Annotated in this window: 4 protein-coding genes; 2 read left to right on the top strand and 2 right to left on the bottom strand. The window is 69.2% G+C overall.

Annotated elements, in window-relative coordinates; genetic code table 11:
* The first annotated feature begins 47 nt into the window (after window positions 1-47).
* Window positions 48-566, top strand: a complete 519-nt coding sequence (locus JWS14_RS29910; RefSeq protein WP_095861319.1) for an arsenate reductase/protein-tyrosine-phosphatase family protein — start codon at window positions 48-50, stop codon at window positions 564-566.
* On the opposite strand, the gene JWS14_RS29905 is transcribed toward JWS14_RS29910, so the two are convergent.
* Window positions 531-2,228, bottom strand: coding sequence for a tyrosine-protein kinase domain-containing protein (locus tag JWS14_RS29905; RefSeq protein ID WP_095861320.1), 1,698 nt, complete (start codon window positions 2,226-2,228; stop codon window positions 531-533). The two genes, JWS14_RS29910 and JWS14_RS29905, sit on opposite strands and share 36 nt — an antisense overlap.
* Window positions 2,229-2,349: 121 nt before the next feature.
* Window positions 2,350-15,024 carry a non-ribosomal peptide synthetase gene (locus tag JWS14_RS29900; protein WP_241031507.1) on the bottom strand — a complete coding sequence of 4,225 codons (12,675 nt, stop codon included), beginning with the start codon at window positions 15,022-15,024 and terminating at the stop codon, window positions 2,350-2,352.
* A 229-nt stretch (window positions 15,025-15,253) separates the two neighbouring features.
* On the opposite strand from JWS14_RS29900, the gene JWS14_RS29895 reads away from it, so the two are divergent.
* A complete protein-coding gene (locus tag JWS14_RS29895; protein ID WP_241031506.1) occupies window positions 15,254-17,146 on the top strand; it encodes a DUF4012 domain-containing protein in 1,893 nt (630 codons plus the stop codon).
* Window positions 17,147-17,148: the final 2 nt, after the last annotated feature.

Raw genomic sequence — 17,148 nt, 5'->3', positions numbered from 1 at the left:
AACAGTGCGTGTACGGACGGTGCGGGGCGAGACCCTATGCTTCGCCCATGCATGTTCTCTTCGTCTGCACCGGAAACGTCTGTCGCTCCCCAACGGCCGAGCGCCTCGCAGTGGCATACGCCGAGGAGCTCGGGATCACCGACCTGACCGCCGAAAGTGCAGGTACACGCGCTGCCGTCGGACGCCCGATGGAACCGACGGCCGCGCAAGTCCTGGAAGGGCTCGGCGGTAATCCGGCCGAGTTCACCGCGCGAATGCTCACCGCCGAACTCGCGGTGGACGCCGACCTGGTGCTGACGATGACCGAACGTCAGCGCGAGAAGGTGCTGGCGCTGGCTCCCGAGCAGCTGAAGAAGACGTTCACCCTGAAGGAGGCCGCCCGCCTCGCCGAGGCAGCGGACGCGAAGTCGGTGGCCGACCTGGCTGCGGCGCGTCCCAGACACAAGGCCGACGACACTCCAGAGGACGTGCCGGACCCGATGGGGAAGGACGAGGACACGTTCCTGACCATCGGGTCCGAGATCGCCGATCTACTGGGTGTGATCTCGCGGAGCATCCGTCTCTGACCAGGGTTCCTGGTCGTCACGGTAGCGACGGGTGCGCCTCGGTGTGGGAGGCACCGGTGCGCCCGACTGCTGCTCGTTGCCGTAGTGGTCGGGCCCCGAGTACCACTGCTGGCCCTGGTCGCCGTGGTAGGCGCCCTGGTAGGCGGGGGCACCCTGGTAGACGGGAGCTTCCTGCGGATCTCCCCCGTACGGCTGCTGCGGGTACTCCTCGCGAACGTACTGGGCCTGTTGCTGTGGCACCGGCTGCTGGGGTGTCTGCTGCTGCACGGCGGGCTGCGCGGGGGCGGCCTGCTGCATCTGCGGCAGCGACTTGTCGGTCTCGTAGTAGTACTTGTACTCGTAGACCCCGCGACCGCGGCTCGGCGTCATCGTGATGATCGTCCCGAGGATGGTCGCCCCGACGCTGTGCAGGTTGCCCACCGCCCGCGACAGCTGGTCCCGCTTGGTTTCGGCGTGCCGGGCGATGACCAGGGCGCCGTCCGACATCGCGGTGAGCACGGTCGCGTCGGTGACCGGCAGCAGCGGCGACGCGTCGACGATCACGTAGTCGAATCGTCCGCGGAGGTCGGCCAGCACCTGGCGGGCCGTCTCCGTTCCGAGCAGCTCACTCGGGTTCGGCGGGATCGGCCCGGACGCCAGGACGGTGAGACCCGAGTACTGGGTCGGCTGGAGCACGGCGTCGAGGTCGGCCTTGCCTGCCAGGACGCTGCTGAGTCCGACGGAGCCGACGACGCCGAGGTACTTCGATACCCGCGGCTTCCGGAGGTCGCCCTCGACGAGGCACACGTTCTGGCCGCCCTCCGCCAGCACGAGCGCGATGTTGATCGCGGTGGTGGTCTTGCCCTCGGTGGGCAGCGAACTGGTGACCACGATGACACGCGGCGGGTTGTCGACCTCGAGGAACTGCAGGTTGGTGCGGAGTTCGCGGTAGGCCTCCGCGCTCGAGGAATTGCCCTCGGCGAAGTTGATGGCCTGCTGCGTCTGCCGCTCCTTGTCGAACGGGATGGTGCCGATCAGCGCCGAACCGGCCAGTTCCTCGACGGTGCGCCGATCCTTGACCGTGTTGTCGAGGCGATCACGCAGGACGGCGAAGGCGATGCCGAGCAGCAGCCCGACCGCCGCGCCCAGCGCGAGGTTGCGCAGCGTCTTGGGCGAGACGGGAGTCGACGGAGTCTGCGCCTGCTGTTCGACGACGACGCGGGCGGCGGGTGCGCCACCCTTCTCCGGGGTCTCGAGTTCCCGGGCCATGACGACGAACTCGTCGGACAGGGCATTGGCGATGTCGCGGGCGCGTTCCGGCGACGGATCCTGCACCTTGACGTCGATGAGCACGGTGTCCGGCGCGGAGCTGGCCTTCACCTGTGAGGCGAGCGCCGCCGCCGTGCCGCCCAGATCGAGCTTGTCGATCGTCCGCTGCGCGAGGGTCTCGCCGGTGAGCAGTTTGGTGTAGGACGTCACCCGCTGCTGCGAGAACAGGTTGCCCTGGTAGACCTCGTTCACCGACGATCCGGCGGACGTCGAGACGAACAACCGGGTCGACGCCTCGTAGATCGGAGTGGTCAGCAACGACGCTCCGAGCGCACCGAGAATCGCGACCACGGTCGTGATCGCGATGATTTTCCAACGTGACTGCAGAATTCGCAGGTAGTCCTGAATTTCCATTATCGAGTCTCTTCCAATTGCGTCGCGCTCAGCGGCGCGATCGAGCTGTCATTCACATCGTTCTGACCCGACTGAATCGCTACATCGTAGTGATGAGGTCCACTGTCGGCGTCACGTGCCGTCACGGTCCGCCGTGGTCCCCCGATCTCCGAAGCAGTCGGCCGATCTCGGCGAGCGGGCCCGGGTCTGCCATCTCGGAGTGGGTGGTGTCGATGTGGTGTGCGATGACGACGCCGTCGGCGTACTCGCGCCAGGCGTCGACGACGTCGGGGTGCCGGTCCAGGTCCCGGGCGGCGACGAACAGCTGGACATCGCCGTCGAACCGCCGGGGGCTGTGGGCCGACGCGATCAGCTCGAGCCGCTCGATCACGGCCCGGATCTCGCGCAGCCGGTCGGCGCTCACGTACGCGCCGAACTGCGCGATCAGTTCGTCCTCGCTCAGGGTTTCCGGTTCGGGTGGCTGATGTTGCGGCAGAAGCGTGTCGAGGAGTGCCGGCGCGGCTACCTCGTGGCCGGCGTCGCGGAGCTGGACGGCCATCTCGTGGGCGATGGTTCCGCCGAGCGACCACCCCAGCAGGTGGTAGGGGCCCGCCGGCTGGACGGACCGGATCGCGTCGACGTACCGCGCGGCCAGCTCGGACAGCGTCTCGGGCAGGTCCGGCATTCCGGTCGCCTGAATGCCGTACAGCGGGCGGTCACCGACGTGATCGGCGAGACCGCCGAAGCACCAGGCCAATCCGCTGAGCGGGTGCACGCAGAACAGCGGCGCTCCCGCATCGGCGGGGCGGAGTTCCACCACGGTGCCGAAGAAGCTCTCGGGCCGTGCACCGTCGTCGATCCGGGCGGCGAGGCGCTGCGCCGTGGGGTCGGTGAAGACCCATTCGATGGGGACGTCGCGGTCCAGCCGGCGGCGCAGTTCCGTCGCCACCGACGCCGCCCCCATCGATGTGCCGCCGAGAGCGAAGAAGGCTTCGTCGGCGGGGACGTCTGCGATGCCCAGGACGTCCGCGAACACGGCGGTGATCGTCTCTTCGAGTTCGCCTGCCGGCAAAGCGGATTCGACGATCTCGATCGTCGGTGCCGGCAGTGCGGCGCGGTCGAGTTTGCCGGACGGCAGCAGCGGCATCGTGTCGACGACCGTCACCGACGCGGGGACCAGGTGCCGCGGCAGCCTGCCGCGCGCGAAGTCGAACACGGATCGCGGCGTCAGTCCCGCGGCGCCCACGACGTACGACGCCAGCACGGTGTCCGTCGGTGTCGGCACCGGGATCGTCACGGCAACTTCGATTTCGGGGTGCCCGGCGAGCACGGCATCGACCTCGGCGGGTTCGACGCGGATTCCGCGGATCTTCACCTGCGAATCGCTGCGGCCCAGGTACTCGAGTCGGCCGCCCGGGTCACGCCGCACCACGTCGCCGGTGCGGTACAGCCGCTCCCCTGGCTTCCCGTAGGGATGTGCCACGAATTGTCCTGCGGTGAGGTCACTTCGGCCCAGGTAGCCGCGGGCGATGCCACTGCCCGCCAGATACAGTTCGCCCGTCACGCCGTCGGGCACGGGATGCAGACGCATGTCGAGGACGAACGCGGCGTCGCCGTCCAGGGCGCTTCCGATGGTGATCGGCAGTCCGGGTTCGAGGGGGCCCGCGACGCACGCGTCGACGGTGAACTCGGTCGGACCGTAGGCGTTGAACAGCCGGTGCCGCCGCGACCACCGGTCGGCGAGGTCCGCGGGCAGTGCCTCTCCCCCGACGACGACCGTCGACGGTGCGAGGCTGTGCGGGTCGAGGGAGGCCAGCACGGTCGGTGTGAGGGTGAAGTGGGTGATGTTCTGTGCCACCAGGAACTGAGCCAATTCCTCACCGGCATAGCTGAAGGCGGGTGCAGCCACGAGGGCGCTGCCCAGCGACACCGCCCAGAGCATTTCGAACACCGCAACGTCGAAGGTCGGGGAGGTCGACTGCAGCACCCGGCCGTCGTCGCCGCCCGCCGCGTCCGACGTGTAGGCGGGGGTGGCGAGGAGGGTCGTCAGTCCGCGGTGCGTGACGACGACGCCCTTCGGCCGGCCCGTGGAACCCGACGTGTAGATCACATACGCCGCGTTGTCCACATCGGGTGCCGCCGGATCCGCGTCACCGGAGGGCCGCTCCTCCAGGCACAACCAGTCGACCGATCGCGGCAGATCCCCGACGCCACCGACCGTCAAACCGAGCACCGCGCGCGAGTCCGTTAGCATCCAGTCGAGCCGCTCCGCGGGATGGGTGGGATCCAGCGACACCCACGCCGCACCGGCCTTGGTCACCGACCACACCGCCAGGAGCCAGTGCCGGCCGCGGGGTGTCGCCACGGCGACGACGTCCTCCGGGCCGACGCCGCGGGACGCGAGTGCGCGGGCCCAGCGGTCCGATTCTTCGTCGAGTTCGCGGTAACTCCACCGGGTGTCACCGTCGACCACCGCGACGGCGGACGGGGTGGCGCCAGCACGGGTGGCAAGGATGCCGCCGAGCGTCCGCGGCGGGGCCACCGGCCGCGGGCCCTGCACGAGTTGTGCGCGTTCGGTGTCGTCGAGGATGTCGAGGTCGCCGACGGCCGCCGACGGGGTGGTCAGGGCGGCCTCGAGGACGACGGCGAACCGGCTCAGGAGCGTGAGCGCCGTCTGCCGGTCGAACAGGTCGGTGGCGTAGTCGAGTCGCACCGTCATGTTCTCGGCCGCGTCGGTCACGTCCCACACGAGGTCGAATTCCGTGGCCTGCGTCTCGGGGTGGTATTCGTCGGTGCCGACGAAAAGTTCAGGGAAGTCGACGGCCCGCTGGTACGTCAGCATCACCTGGAACAGCGGGTTGTGTGCCGCGGATCGGGGTGGGGCGAGGTGTGTCACGACGTCGTCGAACGGGACGTCGGCGTGCGCGAGCGCGTCGAGGTCGACGGCGCGGACGTCGGCGAGGAAATCCTGGAACGGTTGCGCCGGCGAGACCGCGGTGCGCAGTGCCACGGTGCCGACGAACATGCCGACCACGGCGTCGAGCACCGGATCGGGACGGCCGCCGACCGCCGTGCCCACCACGACGTCGGACTGTCCGCTCACGCGGGCCAGTAGCACCGCGAGGGCGGCGTGGAGCACCATGAACACGGTCGTTCCGCGGCTGCGTGACAGTGCGACCACCCGCTCCCGCAGGTCGTCGTCGAGCGTCCATTCCACACTGGCCCCAACGTGGCTGGGGAGTTCCGGTCGGGGGCGATCGGTCGGCAGCGGGAGCGGCCCCGACACACCGGAGAGCACCTGCGCCCAATGCTGGAGCTGGGCGCGAGCCGCGCTGCCGGGATCGGCGGCGGTCCCGAGCAGTTCGCGCATCCAGATCGCGTAGTCGGCGTAATCCACGACCAGCGGCGCCCACTGCGGGGCCGACCCGTCCGCGCGGCACCGGTAGGCGGTGTCGAGGTCGGTGAGCAGCGGTCCCATCGAACCGCCGTCCAGCGCAATGTGGTGGACCACGACGCCGAGCATGAAGCCGCCGCCCTCGGTGCGCCACAGCTTCACCCGCACCGGGGTCTCGGTGGTGAGGTCGAACGGCCGGGCGCTCCACGTGTCGACGGCGAAGTCCGCTTCCGCGCCGAGGTCCTCGGTCACGGACTCGACGGGCATCACCAGCTGATACGGACCTTCGGCGTCGACGGGGAAGACGGTCCGCAGCATCGAATGCCGCTCCAGCACGTCCCGCATCGCCAGCCGGAGGGCGTCGACGTCGACGTCACTGCCGACCCGGGTGACGAACACCATGTTGTGCAGGGCGGTGTCGGGGTTGACCCGGCTGAGCAGCCAGAGGCGTTGCTGCGCGGGCGACAGCGGCACTCGCGCCCCGCTCGGGCGGGGACCGAGCACCGGCCGCATCGCGCCCGACGCGGGGGCGTCCAACCACCGGGCGAGCGACACGGGGGTCGGGTTCTCGAACAGCACCCGCACGGGCACGTCGACGCCGAACGTCGCGGACAGTCGGGCCGTCACCGCCGTCGCAGTCAGGGAATCGCCGCCCGCGTCGAAGAAGTTGTGTCCGGCGCCTATCCGGGCGGAGCCGAGCACGTCGGCGAACACGCCGGCCACCATCTCCTCGGCCGCGGTGCGTGGGGGTGCCGCGACGACGTCGTCGCCCCGGGCCTCCAACGCGGCGACGTCGAGCTTGCCGTTGGCGGTGAGAGGCAGCGTGTCCATCGTGACGATGCGTGGCGGCACCAGATACGAGGGCAGTCGGCCCGTCAGCTTCTGTCGCAGAGTCGCGGAGTCGAGGTCCGTGCCGGCGACGAAGGCGACGAGGTCGTGTCGCTGCACCGACACGGCTGCCTGCTCGACACCGTCCAGCTCCAGCAGGGCCGCCTCGACTTGCGCCGGTTCGATGCGCATGCCGCGCACCTTGACCTGGCGGTCGGCCCGGCCGATGAAGGTGAGGTGGCCGTCCGCCCGTCGGTGCACCAGGTCGCCGGTGCGGTACATGCGGGCGCCGTCCGACGCCGCGACGAACCGTTCCGCCGTCCGGTCGGGTGCGCCGAGGTAGCCCTGGGCGAGTCCGGGTCCGGCGAGGTAGAGCTCACCGACACCGCCGACGGGGACCGCGCGCAGCCGCGTGTCGAGCACGACCGCCGTGGTCCCGGGGATCGGGGCGCCGATCGTCACCGTGCCGGTCGCGGATCCGGGCTCGAATTCGGTCAGCGTCGCGACCACCGTCGACTCGGTCGGACCGTAGGCGTTGAGCAGAAGCCTTCCAGCACTCCACGTTCCGGCCAGTTCGGGGCTCAGGGCCTCGCCTCCGACCCCCACGACCCGCACCGACTCGAGCCCGTGCGGATCGAGCGTCGCGAGGACGGACGGCGTGGAGAGGTAGTGCGTGACCCGCTGCTCGACCAGCAGCCGATGCAGTTCGGCGCCGGCGAAGACGTCGGCGGGGGCCACCACCAGGCAGGCGCCCGAGCCGAACGCGAGCAGCATCTCCAGCAGCGCCGCGTCGAAGGCGGGGTTGTAGCCGTGCAGCACACGGTCGTCGGGGCCCACCCGGTACCGGCGCACCACCTCGGCGGTGAGCGGGCCAAGTCCGCGGTGGGTGACGGCGACGGCCTTGGGCGCACCCGTGGACCCGGAGGTGTGGATCACGTACGCCACGTCCCGTGCGCACTTCTGGTAACCCTGGCGACCAAAACCGCTCACGGGGCTGAATGCCGCACCGGTCTTGGCGATCGCCCAGAGTTCGATCACGAAGTCCGACGACCGCGGCAGGTCGATCGGAACCACCTCGCCCGGTGCGACGCCCAGCGCGGTGAGCTTGCGCGCCCGCACATCGGAACGCTCGTCCAGTTCGCGGTAGGTCAGCGTGACATCGCCGTCGGTGAGCGCGGCGCTGTCGGGGTACGCGGCGGCGGTGGCCGTCAGGATCTCGGCCAGGGTCCGTTCACCGGCGGGCTGCGCACCGACGAGGGGCTCGGCTGCGGTCAGCGCGACGTCGCCCACGGGCACGTCGGGGTCGGCGCAGATCGCCTGGAGTACCCGTCCGAGGGCGGTCGCCACGGCGTCGACGGTCGCGTGGTCGAAGACGTCGGCCGAGTACACGGCGGCGCCGCGCATCCCCGTAGGGACATCACCGTCGGAGGTCTCGGTGAAGGTCAGGTGGAGGTCGAATTTCGCTGTTCCGGTGTCGAATTCCTGCGCCGTCACCGTCATGCCCGCCGCCTCGAGGGTGGGGATCTGCAGATTCTGCAGGGCCAGGGCCACCTGCGGGGTCCGCCCGCCGAGCAGTCCGGCCACCACCTCGAACGGCACATCCGCGTGCTCGAAGGCGTCGACGTCGAAGTCCCGGACCTGTGCGAGGAGTCCGGTGAACGGCATGTCCGGCAGTACCTGCGCCCGCAGCGCGAGGGTGTTCACGAACATGCCCACCAGAGAGTCGAGTGCGCGTTCCCCACGGCCCGCGACGGCCGTGGCGACGACGATGTCGGTCCGGGCGCCGAGCCTGGACAGCACCACGGACAGTGCCGCGTGCAGGACCATGAACGGTGTCGCGTGGTGCTGCGCCGCCAACTGGTGCACGGCCTGCCGCACGTCCGCCGACACGTCGAATTCGACGACGCCGGCGCGTGTCGAACCAGGCGCCGACCGGTCCGGTGTCAGTGGCGCCGTGCTGTCGACGCCGTCCAGCGCCCGGCGCCAGTGCTCGACGCGGCGCTGCCCGTATTCGCCGTCCAGCAGGTCCCGCTCCCACACGGCGTAGTCGGCGTACTGCAGCGGCAGCGGGTTCTCCTGCGGGGCGATCCCGGCGGTGTGCGCGGCGTAGGCACTGAGCACGTCGGCGACGAGCGGGGTCAGCGACCATCCGTCGGCGGCGATGTGGTGGATGTTCACGGCCAGCACGTGGCACTGCGGGTGCAGACGCAACAGCGCGACGCGGATGGGCCGGTCCTCGGTGAGGTCGAATCCGCGGGCGGCGAACTGCTCCATGAACTCGTCGGGATCGCGCACGTCGACCGGCGTCAGGTCGAGCGGCGCCGGGTCGAGGATCTCCTGATGGGGGTGGCCGTCGACGGGGTACCGGGTCCGCAACGTCTCGTGCCGCCGGATCACGTCCTCGAACGCCGCGGTCAGCGCGGCGACGTCGAGTGCGCCCTCCAACCGCACGGTGGCGGGCAGGTTGTACGTCGGCGACCCGGGATCGGTGCGGTTCAGCACCCACATGCGGTACTGGCTGCGGGACAATGGAATGCGGTCCGGTCGGGGCCGTGCGACGAGTGCGGGACGCAGGTCGGTCTCGGGGACCGCGTCGTCGAGGGCTTCGGCCAGTTCGGCGACGGTGGGGTGCGCGAACAGGGTTCGCAGCGGCACGAGGTGTCCCATGGAGTCGGTGAGCCGTGCCGTCAACTGGGTGGCGAGGAGGGAGTTGCCGCCCGCGTCGAAGAAGTGCGTTCCGCGGCCCACGTTCTCGTGTCCGAGGACGTCGGCGAACACGCGGGCCACGGCGCGCTCGGTGTCGGTGTGCGGCGGTTCGTTCTCGGCGATCGCCAGTTCCGGCATCGGCAGCGACCGCAGGTCGAGTTTGCCGTTCACGGTGGGCGGCGCGGCGTCGAGCACCACCACCGCGGTCGGAACCAGGTAGGCCGGCAGCGATTCGGCGAGGCGGCGTCGCAGATCGTGGGTGTCGAGGTGGCCGTTCGGCAGCACGTAGGACACCAGCATCTCGGTGCCGGCGCCGGTGGTGCGCACGACGGTGGCCGCGAAGTCGACGTCGGCGAGCCGCGCGATGACGGTGTCGATTTCGGCCGGTTCGATGCGCACTCCCCGCATCTTGATCTGGGAGTCGTTGCGCCCGAGGTACTCGAGTTCGTGGGCGGCGGCGGTCTTCCGCCAGCGCACCAGGTCGCCGGTGCGGTACAGGCGTGTGCCGCCTTCGGCCGCGACGAACCGCTCCGCCGTCTGCCCCGGCTGGTCCGTGTATCCGCGGGCGAGCGCGCCGCCTGCCAGATACAGCTCCCCGGGCACGCCGGGGGGTACCGGGCGGAGGCGGTCGTCGAGCACTATCGCGGACACACCGTGCACGGGAGCGCCGATCGAGACGGGCTCCCCCACACCGAGTGGCCCGGTGCTGAATGCGTACATGGTGGTTTCGGCGGGACCGTACGCGTTGTACAGGCGACGCCCGGCCCAGCGGTGCACCAACTCGCTACCGAGCCGCTCACCACCGACCATCAGTACCTGCAGGCTCGGAAGGTCCCGTTCGCCGAGGGTGGCGAGGATCGTCGGGGTCATGCAGGCGTGCGTGATGCGGTCGCGTTCCATCAGGTCGGCGAGCGGCGGGCCGGCGTATTCGGCGTCCGACGCGATCACCAGCGTGGCGCCCGACGCCCCGGCTACCAGGACCTCGAGCAGTGTCATGTCGAATCCGGGCGCACCGCGGTGCAGCATCCGGGAGCCGGGGCCCGCCGCATACCGCTCGCGCAGGTCGGCGTCGAGTGCGGCCAGACCGCCGTGGGTCACGACGGCGCCCTTGGGTGTGCCCGTCGTTCCCGAGGTGTAGACGACGTACGCCACCTCGGACGTGAGCGGCAAAGCGTGCTCCGGCACACTTTCCCACTCACGTGGGGTGAACGGGGTGCGCGCGGGGTCGAACAGCACGGGAGCCGCACCGATCTTCGCGATGGCCCACAGCCGCACCACCGCGTCCACCGACCGCGGCTCGGCCCACGGAACCAGGCTTCCGCGGCCCACCCCGCTCTCGCCGAATTCGCGGGCGAGAGTGTCGGATCTCGTGTCCAATTCGCGGTAGGTGAGTTCGACGCCCCCACCCGACACCGCGACAGCGCCTGGCGCGAGGACGGCGCCGCGGGTCAGAATCTCACGCAGCGTCGACGACGCGGGGGCTGCGGGACCGACCGCGGGCACCAGGGCGGCGCGTTCCGCGGCCTCGAAGAGGTCGATGTCGCCCACCGGCAGCAGCGGGTCTGCACTGACGGCCTCGAGGAACCGCACCAGCCGCGACGCGAACTGCTCGATCGTCGAGTGCTCGTACAGGTCTGCGTCATAACCGAAGTCGAGGTGCAGGCGCCCGCCGGGACCGGACTCGGTGACGGTCAGTTGCAGGTCGAAATTGGCCCGGTCGACGACGTCGCCGACGGGTGTCACCGTCAGCCCTGGGAGCGCCACCTGGCCCAGCCGGCTGCGCTGCATCGACAACGCGACCTGGAACAGTGGGTGGTGGGACATCGACCGCGCCGGATTCAGTAGCTCGACCAGAGCCTCGAACGGCATGTCGGCGTGCGTGTAGGCGGCGATGTCCCGTTCGTGGACGTGAGCGAGCAGTTCCGCGAACGTGGCCGTCGGGTCCACCGCGGTGCGCAGCACCAGGGTGCCGGCGAACATTCCCACCATGTCGTCGAGTTGCGGATCGGTGCGACCGGCGACGGCGGTCCCGATGGGGACGTCACGGCTGCCGCTGTATCGCGAGAGGACGGCGGCAAGTGCGGCGTGCAGCACCATGAACGTGGTGGCCCGGCCGCCGCGCGCCAGCGTGTGCACCGCGTCGTGCAGTTGTTCGCCCAGTTCGACGCCGACGGTGCCGGCGTGACCGGACGCCGCCGCCGGGCGCGGATGGTCGGTGGGCAGGGTGACCTGCTCGGGCAGGTCGGCGAGGGTGTCGAGCCAGTACCGCTGCAGGGTGTCGGCGGACTCGTCGTCGAGAACCGCCCGTTGCCACACGCTGTAGTCGCTGTACTGCACGGGCAGCGGGAGCCACTCGGGGCTGCCTCCCCCGAGGCGGGCCTGGTACGCCGTCATCGTGTCGCGGATCAGCGGGGTGAGTGACCACGCGTCGGCGGCGATGTGGTGCACCACGAGGGCGAACACGTGCGCGTCGGGTCCGACGCGATACAGCCGCGACCGGATCGGTGCGTCGACGGACACGTCGAATCCGCTGTCGACGAACGCGCGCAGGTGCGCGTCGACGGCGTCCCCGGGCAGCGCGATCGGCGTCAGATCCAGCGGGACGTTCGCGGCGTCGAGGACGACCTGGTGCACGCCGTCGGCATCGGACGGGTACACGGTGCGCAGAGTGCGGTGCCGCTCGAGCAGGTCGTGTGCGGCGGACGCCAGCGCGTGCACATCCAGTTCGCCGTCGAGGCGGACGATGAGCGGGAGGTTGTATCCCGAAGCACCGGTGTCGAATTGGTTGACGAACCACATGCGCTGTTGCGCCGGCGACAGCGGAACGCGGCCGTCGTGCGAAGCCGGCCGCAGCGGGACACGTCGACGCCCGGCACCGGACCGCTCCTCGATCCGGGCGGCCAACTCGGCGACCGTCGGGGCTTCGAAGACGTCCTTCACCGTCACGTCGATGTCGAAGACGGCACTGACGCGTGCGGACACCCGGGTGGCGAGCAGCGAATTGCCGCCGAGGTCGAAGAAGTTGTGCCGCGTCCCCACCTCGGCACCGCCGAGCACCTCGGCGAACACATCCGCGACCACGTCCTCGATGGGTGTGTGGGTGCCCTGCCCCTCCGCGGTCACGACACCCGGATCGGGCAGCGCGTCGCGGTCGATCTTGCCGTTGACGGTCAACGGAATTGCCGTGACCTGCACCAGTGCGCCGGGCACCATGTGATCGGGCAGGACCGTCCGCAGGTGCCGGGTCAGGGTGGGCTGATCGGCATCGGTCACTACGTAGCCGACGAGTTGTCGTCCGGCAGTCGTGTCGCGGAGAACCACCACCGCTCGCTCGACGCCGGGATGCCGGAGGAGTGCGGCCTCGATTTCGCCGGGTTCGATCCGGTATCCGCGCAATTCGATCTGAGCGTCGGCCCGTCCCACGTAGTCGAGGCGACCGTCGCCGCGGTAGCGGACTCGATCACCGGATCGGTACATCACCGCGCCCTCGACGAACGGGTTCGCGACGAACCGTTCCGCGGTCAGGCCGGGACGGTGCAGATATCCGGAGGAAACCTGGGCCCCTGCGATGTACAGCTCCCCCACGCCGCCTGGTGGCACCGGCCGCAGCGCGGCGTCGAGCACGTAGGTCTGTACTCCGGGCAGTGCGCGACCGATGGACGCCGACGCGTCGCGGGCCGAGAGGTCGAGTTCTGCCGCGGTGACGTGCACGGTGGTTTCGGTGATGCCGAACATGTTGATCGCCCGCACGCCGGGATGCCGTTCGAGCCACGGCCATACGGGTGTCGGATCGAGTGCTTCGCCGCCGAAGATCAGCAGCCGCACCGCCAGATCCGTATCTCCGTCGACCTCCACCAGCTGGCCGAACGCCGACGGCGTCTGGTTGAGGACGGTGACGCCCTCACGGACCAGCAGTTGCCGGAAGTCGTGCGGCGAACGGGCCAGGAAGTGGTCTACGAGAACCAGCCGGCCACCGGTGGTGAGGGCGCCCCACATCTCCCACACGGAGAAGTCGAAGGCAGGTGAGTGGAACATCGTCCACACATCGTCCGGCCCGAACCCGAACTCGTCCTGCGTATTCGCCAGCAGCGACAGCACATTGGCGTGCGAGACGAGCACGCCCTTCGGCCGCCCGGTCGACCCGGACGTGTAGATCACGTATGCACTTCGTGCCCGTGAGTACTTGTTAACCGCCCGTGGGTAAGAAGTACTCACGGGGGGCGCAGCCGCATCGGCGATCACCGCGACCGGCTTCGCATCGTCCAGCAGGTACTGGATGCGCTCCGCGGGGTACTGCGGGTCGACGGGCAGGTAGGCGCCGCCGGCCCTGACGACCCCGACGATCGCGGCGATCAGATCCGGCGACTGCGGCAGCACGACGGCCACGACGTCGCCGGCGACGACACCCGCCTCGCTCAGCGACGAGGCGACCACAGCGGAGCGCTCGTCGAGATCCGCGTATGTCAGCGACTGGTCCCCGAACGTGACCGCCACCGCGTCGGGGCGTTCGACGGCGCAGTCCATGAACAACTCGTGCAGGAACGCGGCGGCGGGCTCGCGTCCGGGAACGCTCGTCAGGGCGTCGGCCAGTTCCTCAGCGGTGAGAACGTCGATCGCCCCCATCGAAGCGTCGCTCTCGACAGCGGCGAAGGAGCTCAGGAAGTCGACGAACCGCGACAACAGCCGGTCGAGTTCCTCTTCGCCGTAGCGGCCGGGATTCGCTTCGAAGTCGACCCGGACGGTGCACCCGTCCACCGACGGGTAGAGGTTGAGCGACAAGTCGTCGGCCAGACCGGTCGTGAGCACGTTGAACTCGCCCACGAGTTCACCGAGCACGATCTCTCGGTGGAAGTTCATGACGTTGACGGTCGGGCCGAACCCGCGGCGGGACGGTTGTGCGCGGCCTTCCCACATGTCTTCGTGACGGTATCGCTGACGACGCAATGCACCCGTCAGTTCGAGTTGAACCTCCCGGACCAGTTCTTCGATGCTTCCGCCGGGATCGAGGTGAACCCTCAAGGGGACGACGTTCGCCATCATTCCCGTCGAACGTCGGGCGGATGCGCTTGTCCGAGCCGAAACAGGAAGGCTCAGTACCACGTCCGCGGCACCGGCCATTCGTCCTAGATACGCGGCGAACGCGGCAACGATCACGGGCACTTCGGATGAGTTCCACTGGCGCGCCAGTTCCTCGATCCGGCTCGCGACCGCAGCCTCCATGACACGGCTCGCTACCCGTGGCGGAGACGTCGGTCGCGCATGTCGATCCGTGAACCGGACCGGTTCGGGCAGTTCAGCGGTCCGTTCCGCCCAGTACTCGCGGTCGCGGAGGTATCGGCCGGTAGTGCGGTACTCGATCTCTGCGTCGTACAGCGCGCGCAGGCTCATCGCGGTGGACGGCGGCGCCTCGGTTCCGCTGACGAGATGGGTGTAGAGCTCCGCCACACGATTCATCAGCACCATGGCGCCGTACGCGTCCATCACCAGGTGATGAGTGCGGGAGTACCAGTAGTAGTGGTTCTGGCCGAGATGCAACAGGGTTGCGGCGATCAACCGGTCGGTCATCACGTCGAGTGGCCGGCTGTATTCGTCAGTCATCCAGCGGTGTGCCTCGGCGACCGGGTCCGCGTGGTCGCGCATGTCCCGGTAGACGAGCGCATCCTGGATGCTCAGATCGACCACCTGACGGGGCTCACCGGCCACGTCGACCAGGCGGACGAAGGCGGACTCCAACTCGCGACAACCGCGATCGGTGGCCGACACGAGGAGGTCGTAGTCGACCCGTCCACGTACCTCGACGAACTGGGCGATATTGAAGGGCGCGGCCGGGTCGAGTTGCTGAGCGAACCACAGCGCTTGTTGCGCACGCGAAAGCGGAAACGCTCTCACTTCCGCCACCCCGCCCTCACAGGGCGTTGCCACCCATATGTCCCGCCACTCAGCCGTACCTCGAAAGTTATGAGGCAGTGCCTCGACGGGACTTACATCGTGGGCGCCTCGTGGTTCGTTACGTGGGCTAGACAATACTGGGCAAATCATCGCCCCTCCACACGAGGGGGGACTGTGAGCGGTACGTCACGATAATCTCTGCACACCCTCAGACAGGAGCCATGCAGTAATGGACGACAACGTCACGGGCCCGTCGGGTTTCGGCACGTCAGGCCCGGACAATCACGGGTCGGACGGCCGGGCTCAGGCGGCGGACGGAACACCGGTTCGACGTGTCCGTAAACGCCGGACACACCAACCTCGGGTGCGGGCGCATAGGCTCCGGCGGCGCGTGATCGTCGGCGGCTCGGTGGCCGTGGTGGTTGTCGTCGCGTTCGGCGCGTGGCTGGGCTTCACTGCCCGCGAGGCGAAGGCGAACCTCGAGGAGGCGCGTGGTCACGCGCAGATCGCCAAGGACGCCCTGCTCGACGGCGACACCGAGATTGCCCAGCGGTCGGCGGCCGACGCCGACAAGTACGCGTCGCGGGCCTACGACAACACGCACTCGATTCCGTGGAGCATCACCGCCGCCGTCCCGGTTCTCGGTAGCCCGCTAGCAACTTCTCAGCAGATTTCCGAGGTCGTGCGGGGGCTCACCCACGACGTCTTGAGTCCTGCCGTGGACGCCGGAAGCACGCTGGCCCCCGATCAGCTGATCGAGGGCGGTGGCCGCGTCAACGTGCAGTCGTTGCGTGACGCCGTTCCGGTACTGGATCGGACATCCGTTGCCGCGCAGTCACTGTCGGATCAGGCGCAGTCCATCGACGAGGCCACCTACCTCGGCGTGGTGAACGAGGCACGCACGGCGTTGCAGGATCAGACGGCCGAGCTGTCGAAGCTGCTGAGCAACACCGCGATCGCCGCGAAGGTGGTGCCGGCGATGCTCGGCGGGGACGGGCCGCGGAACTACTTCCTCGGATTCCAGACGAACGCCGAAGCTCGTGGAACAGGTGGGCTGCTGGGCGGATTCGGCATCGTTCGCGCCCACGACGGATCGGCGAAGGTCGACACGCTCGCCTCGAACGCGGAGCTGTCGATGGACAAGCAACCCCTCGATCTCGGCCCCGAATTCGAGGCACGGTACGGCCCCAGCCGACCCACCACCGACTTCCGGAACAGCAACCTCAGTTCCCACTTTCCCTACGCCGCGCAGATCTGGAAATCGCTGTGGGCGCAGGAATCCGGCGAACAGGTTGACGGAGCCGTCGCGACCGATCCTGTCGCGCTCAGCTACGTGCTCGGCGCCATCGGCCCGGTCACGATGCCGGACGGTGAGGTGATCACGAAGGACAACGTCGTGGAGCTCACCGAATCGACCGCGTATGTGCGATTCGCGGACGACAACAAGGCCCGTAAGCAGTACCTGCAGACTGTCGCCGCGCGGGTGGTCGACAAGATGACCGGCAAGCTGTCGTCCCCGCAGGCGCTGCTCGACGCGCTGGGCAAGGCGGCCGGCGAGGGGCGTATCGCGGTGTGGAGTGCGGACCCCGCTCTGCAGCAGGTGCTTTCGGGCACGAAGGTAGGCAACGTCGTTCCGGACGACGCGGCGCCGTACGCGGGTGTCGTGGTGAACAACCAGGGCGGAAACAAGCTCGACTACTACCTGTCCCGTGAGATCGAATACGTCGCAGACAGTTGCGTCGACGATACCCGTTCGTCGACCGTCACCGTGCGTCTGACCAACAACACCCCCGCGGGGGAATTCCCCGACTATGTTGCGGGGTTGTTCGAGACGGTCGGTAACGTTCCGAAGGGCACCAACGCCGTCGACCTGTCGTTGCTCGCCACCAGCGGCGCGACCCTCGACAAGGTGACGGTCAACGGCGCTCAGCAGTTCGTCTTCACCGGCACCGAACTCGGTCACCCCGCCTTCAACGTGCGAGCGATGGTTCAACGGGGAAAGACCGCCGAGGTGAAATTCGAGCTCACCGAGCCCTCCGCTCCGGGCGAGGCCCGGGTCCCGGTGCAGCCGTTGGTGGATTCGCCGAACGTCACGGTGAACGTGCCGAACTGCGGCAGCTGATC

Source organism: Rhodococcus koreensis (genome assembly GCF_017068375.1).
Lineage (GTDB): Bacteria > Actinomycetota > Actinomycetes > Mycobacteriales > Mycobacteriaceae > Rhodococcus_F > Rhodococcus_F koreensis.
This window is presented reverse-complemented; position numbering and strand designations above follow the sequence as displayed.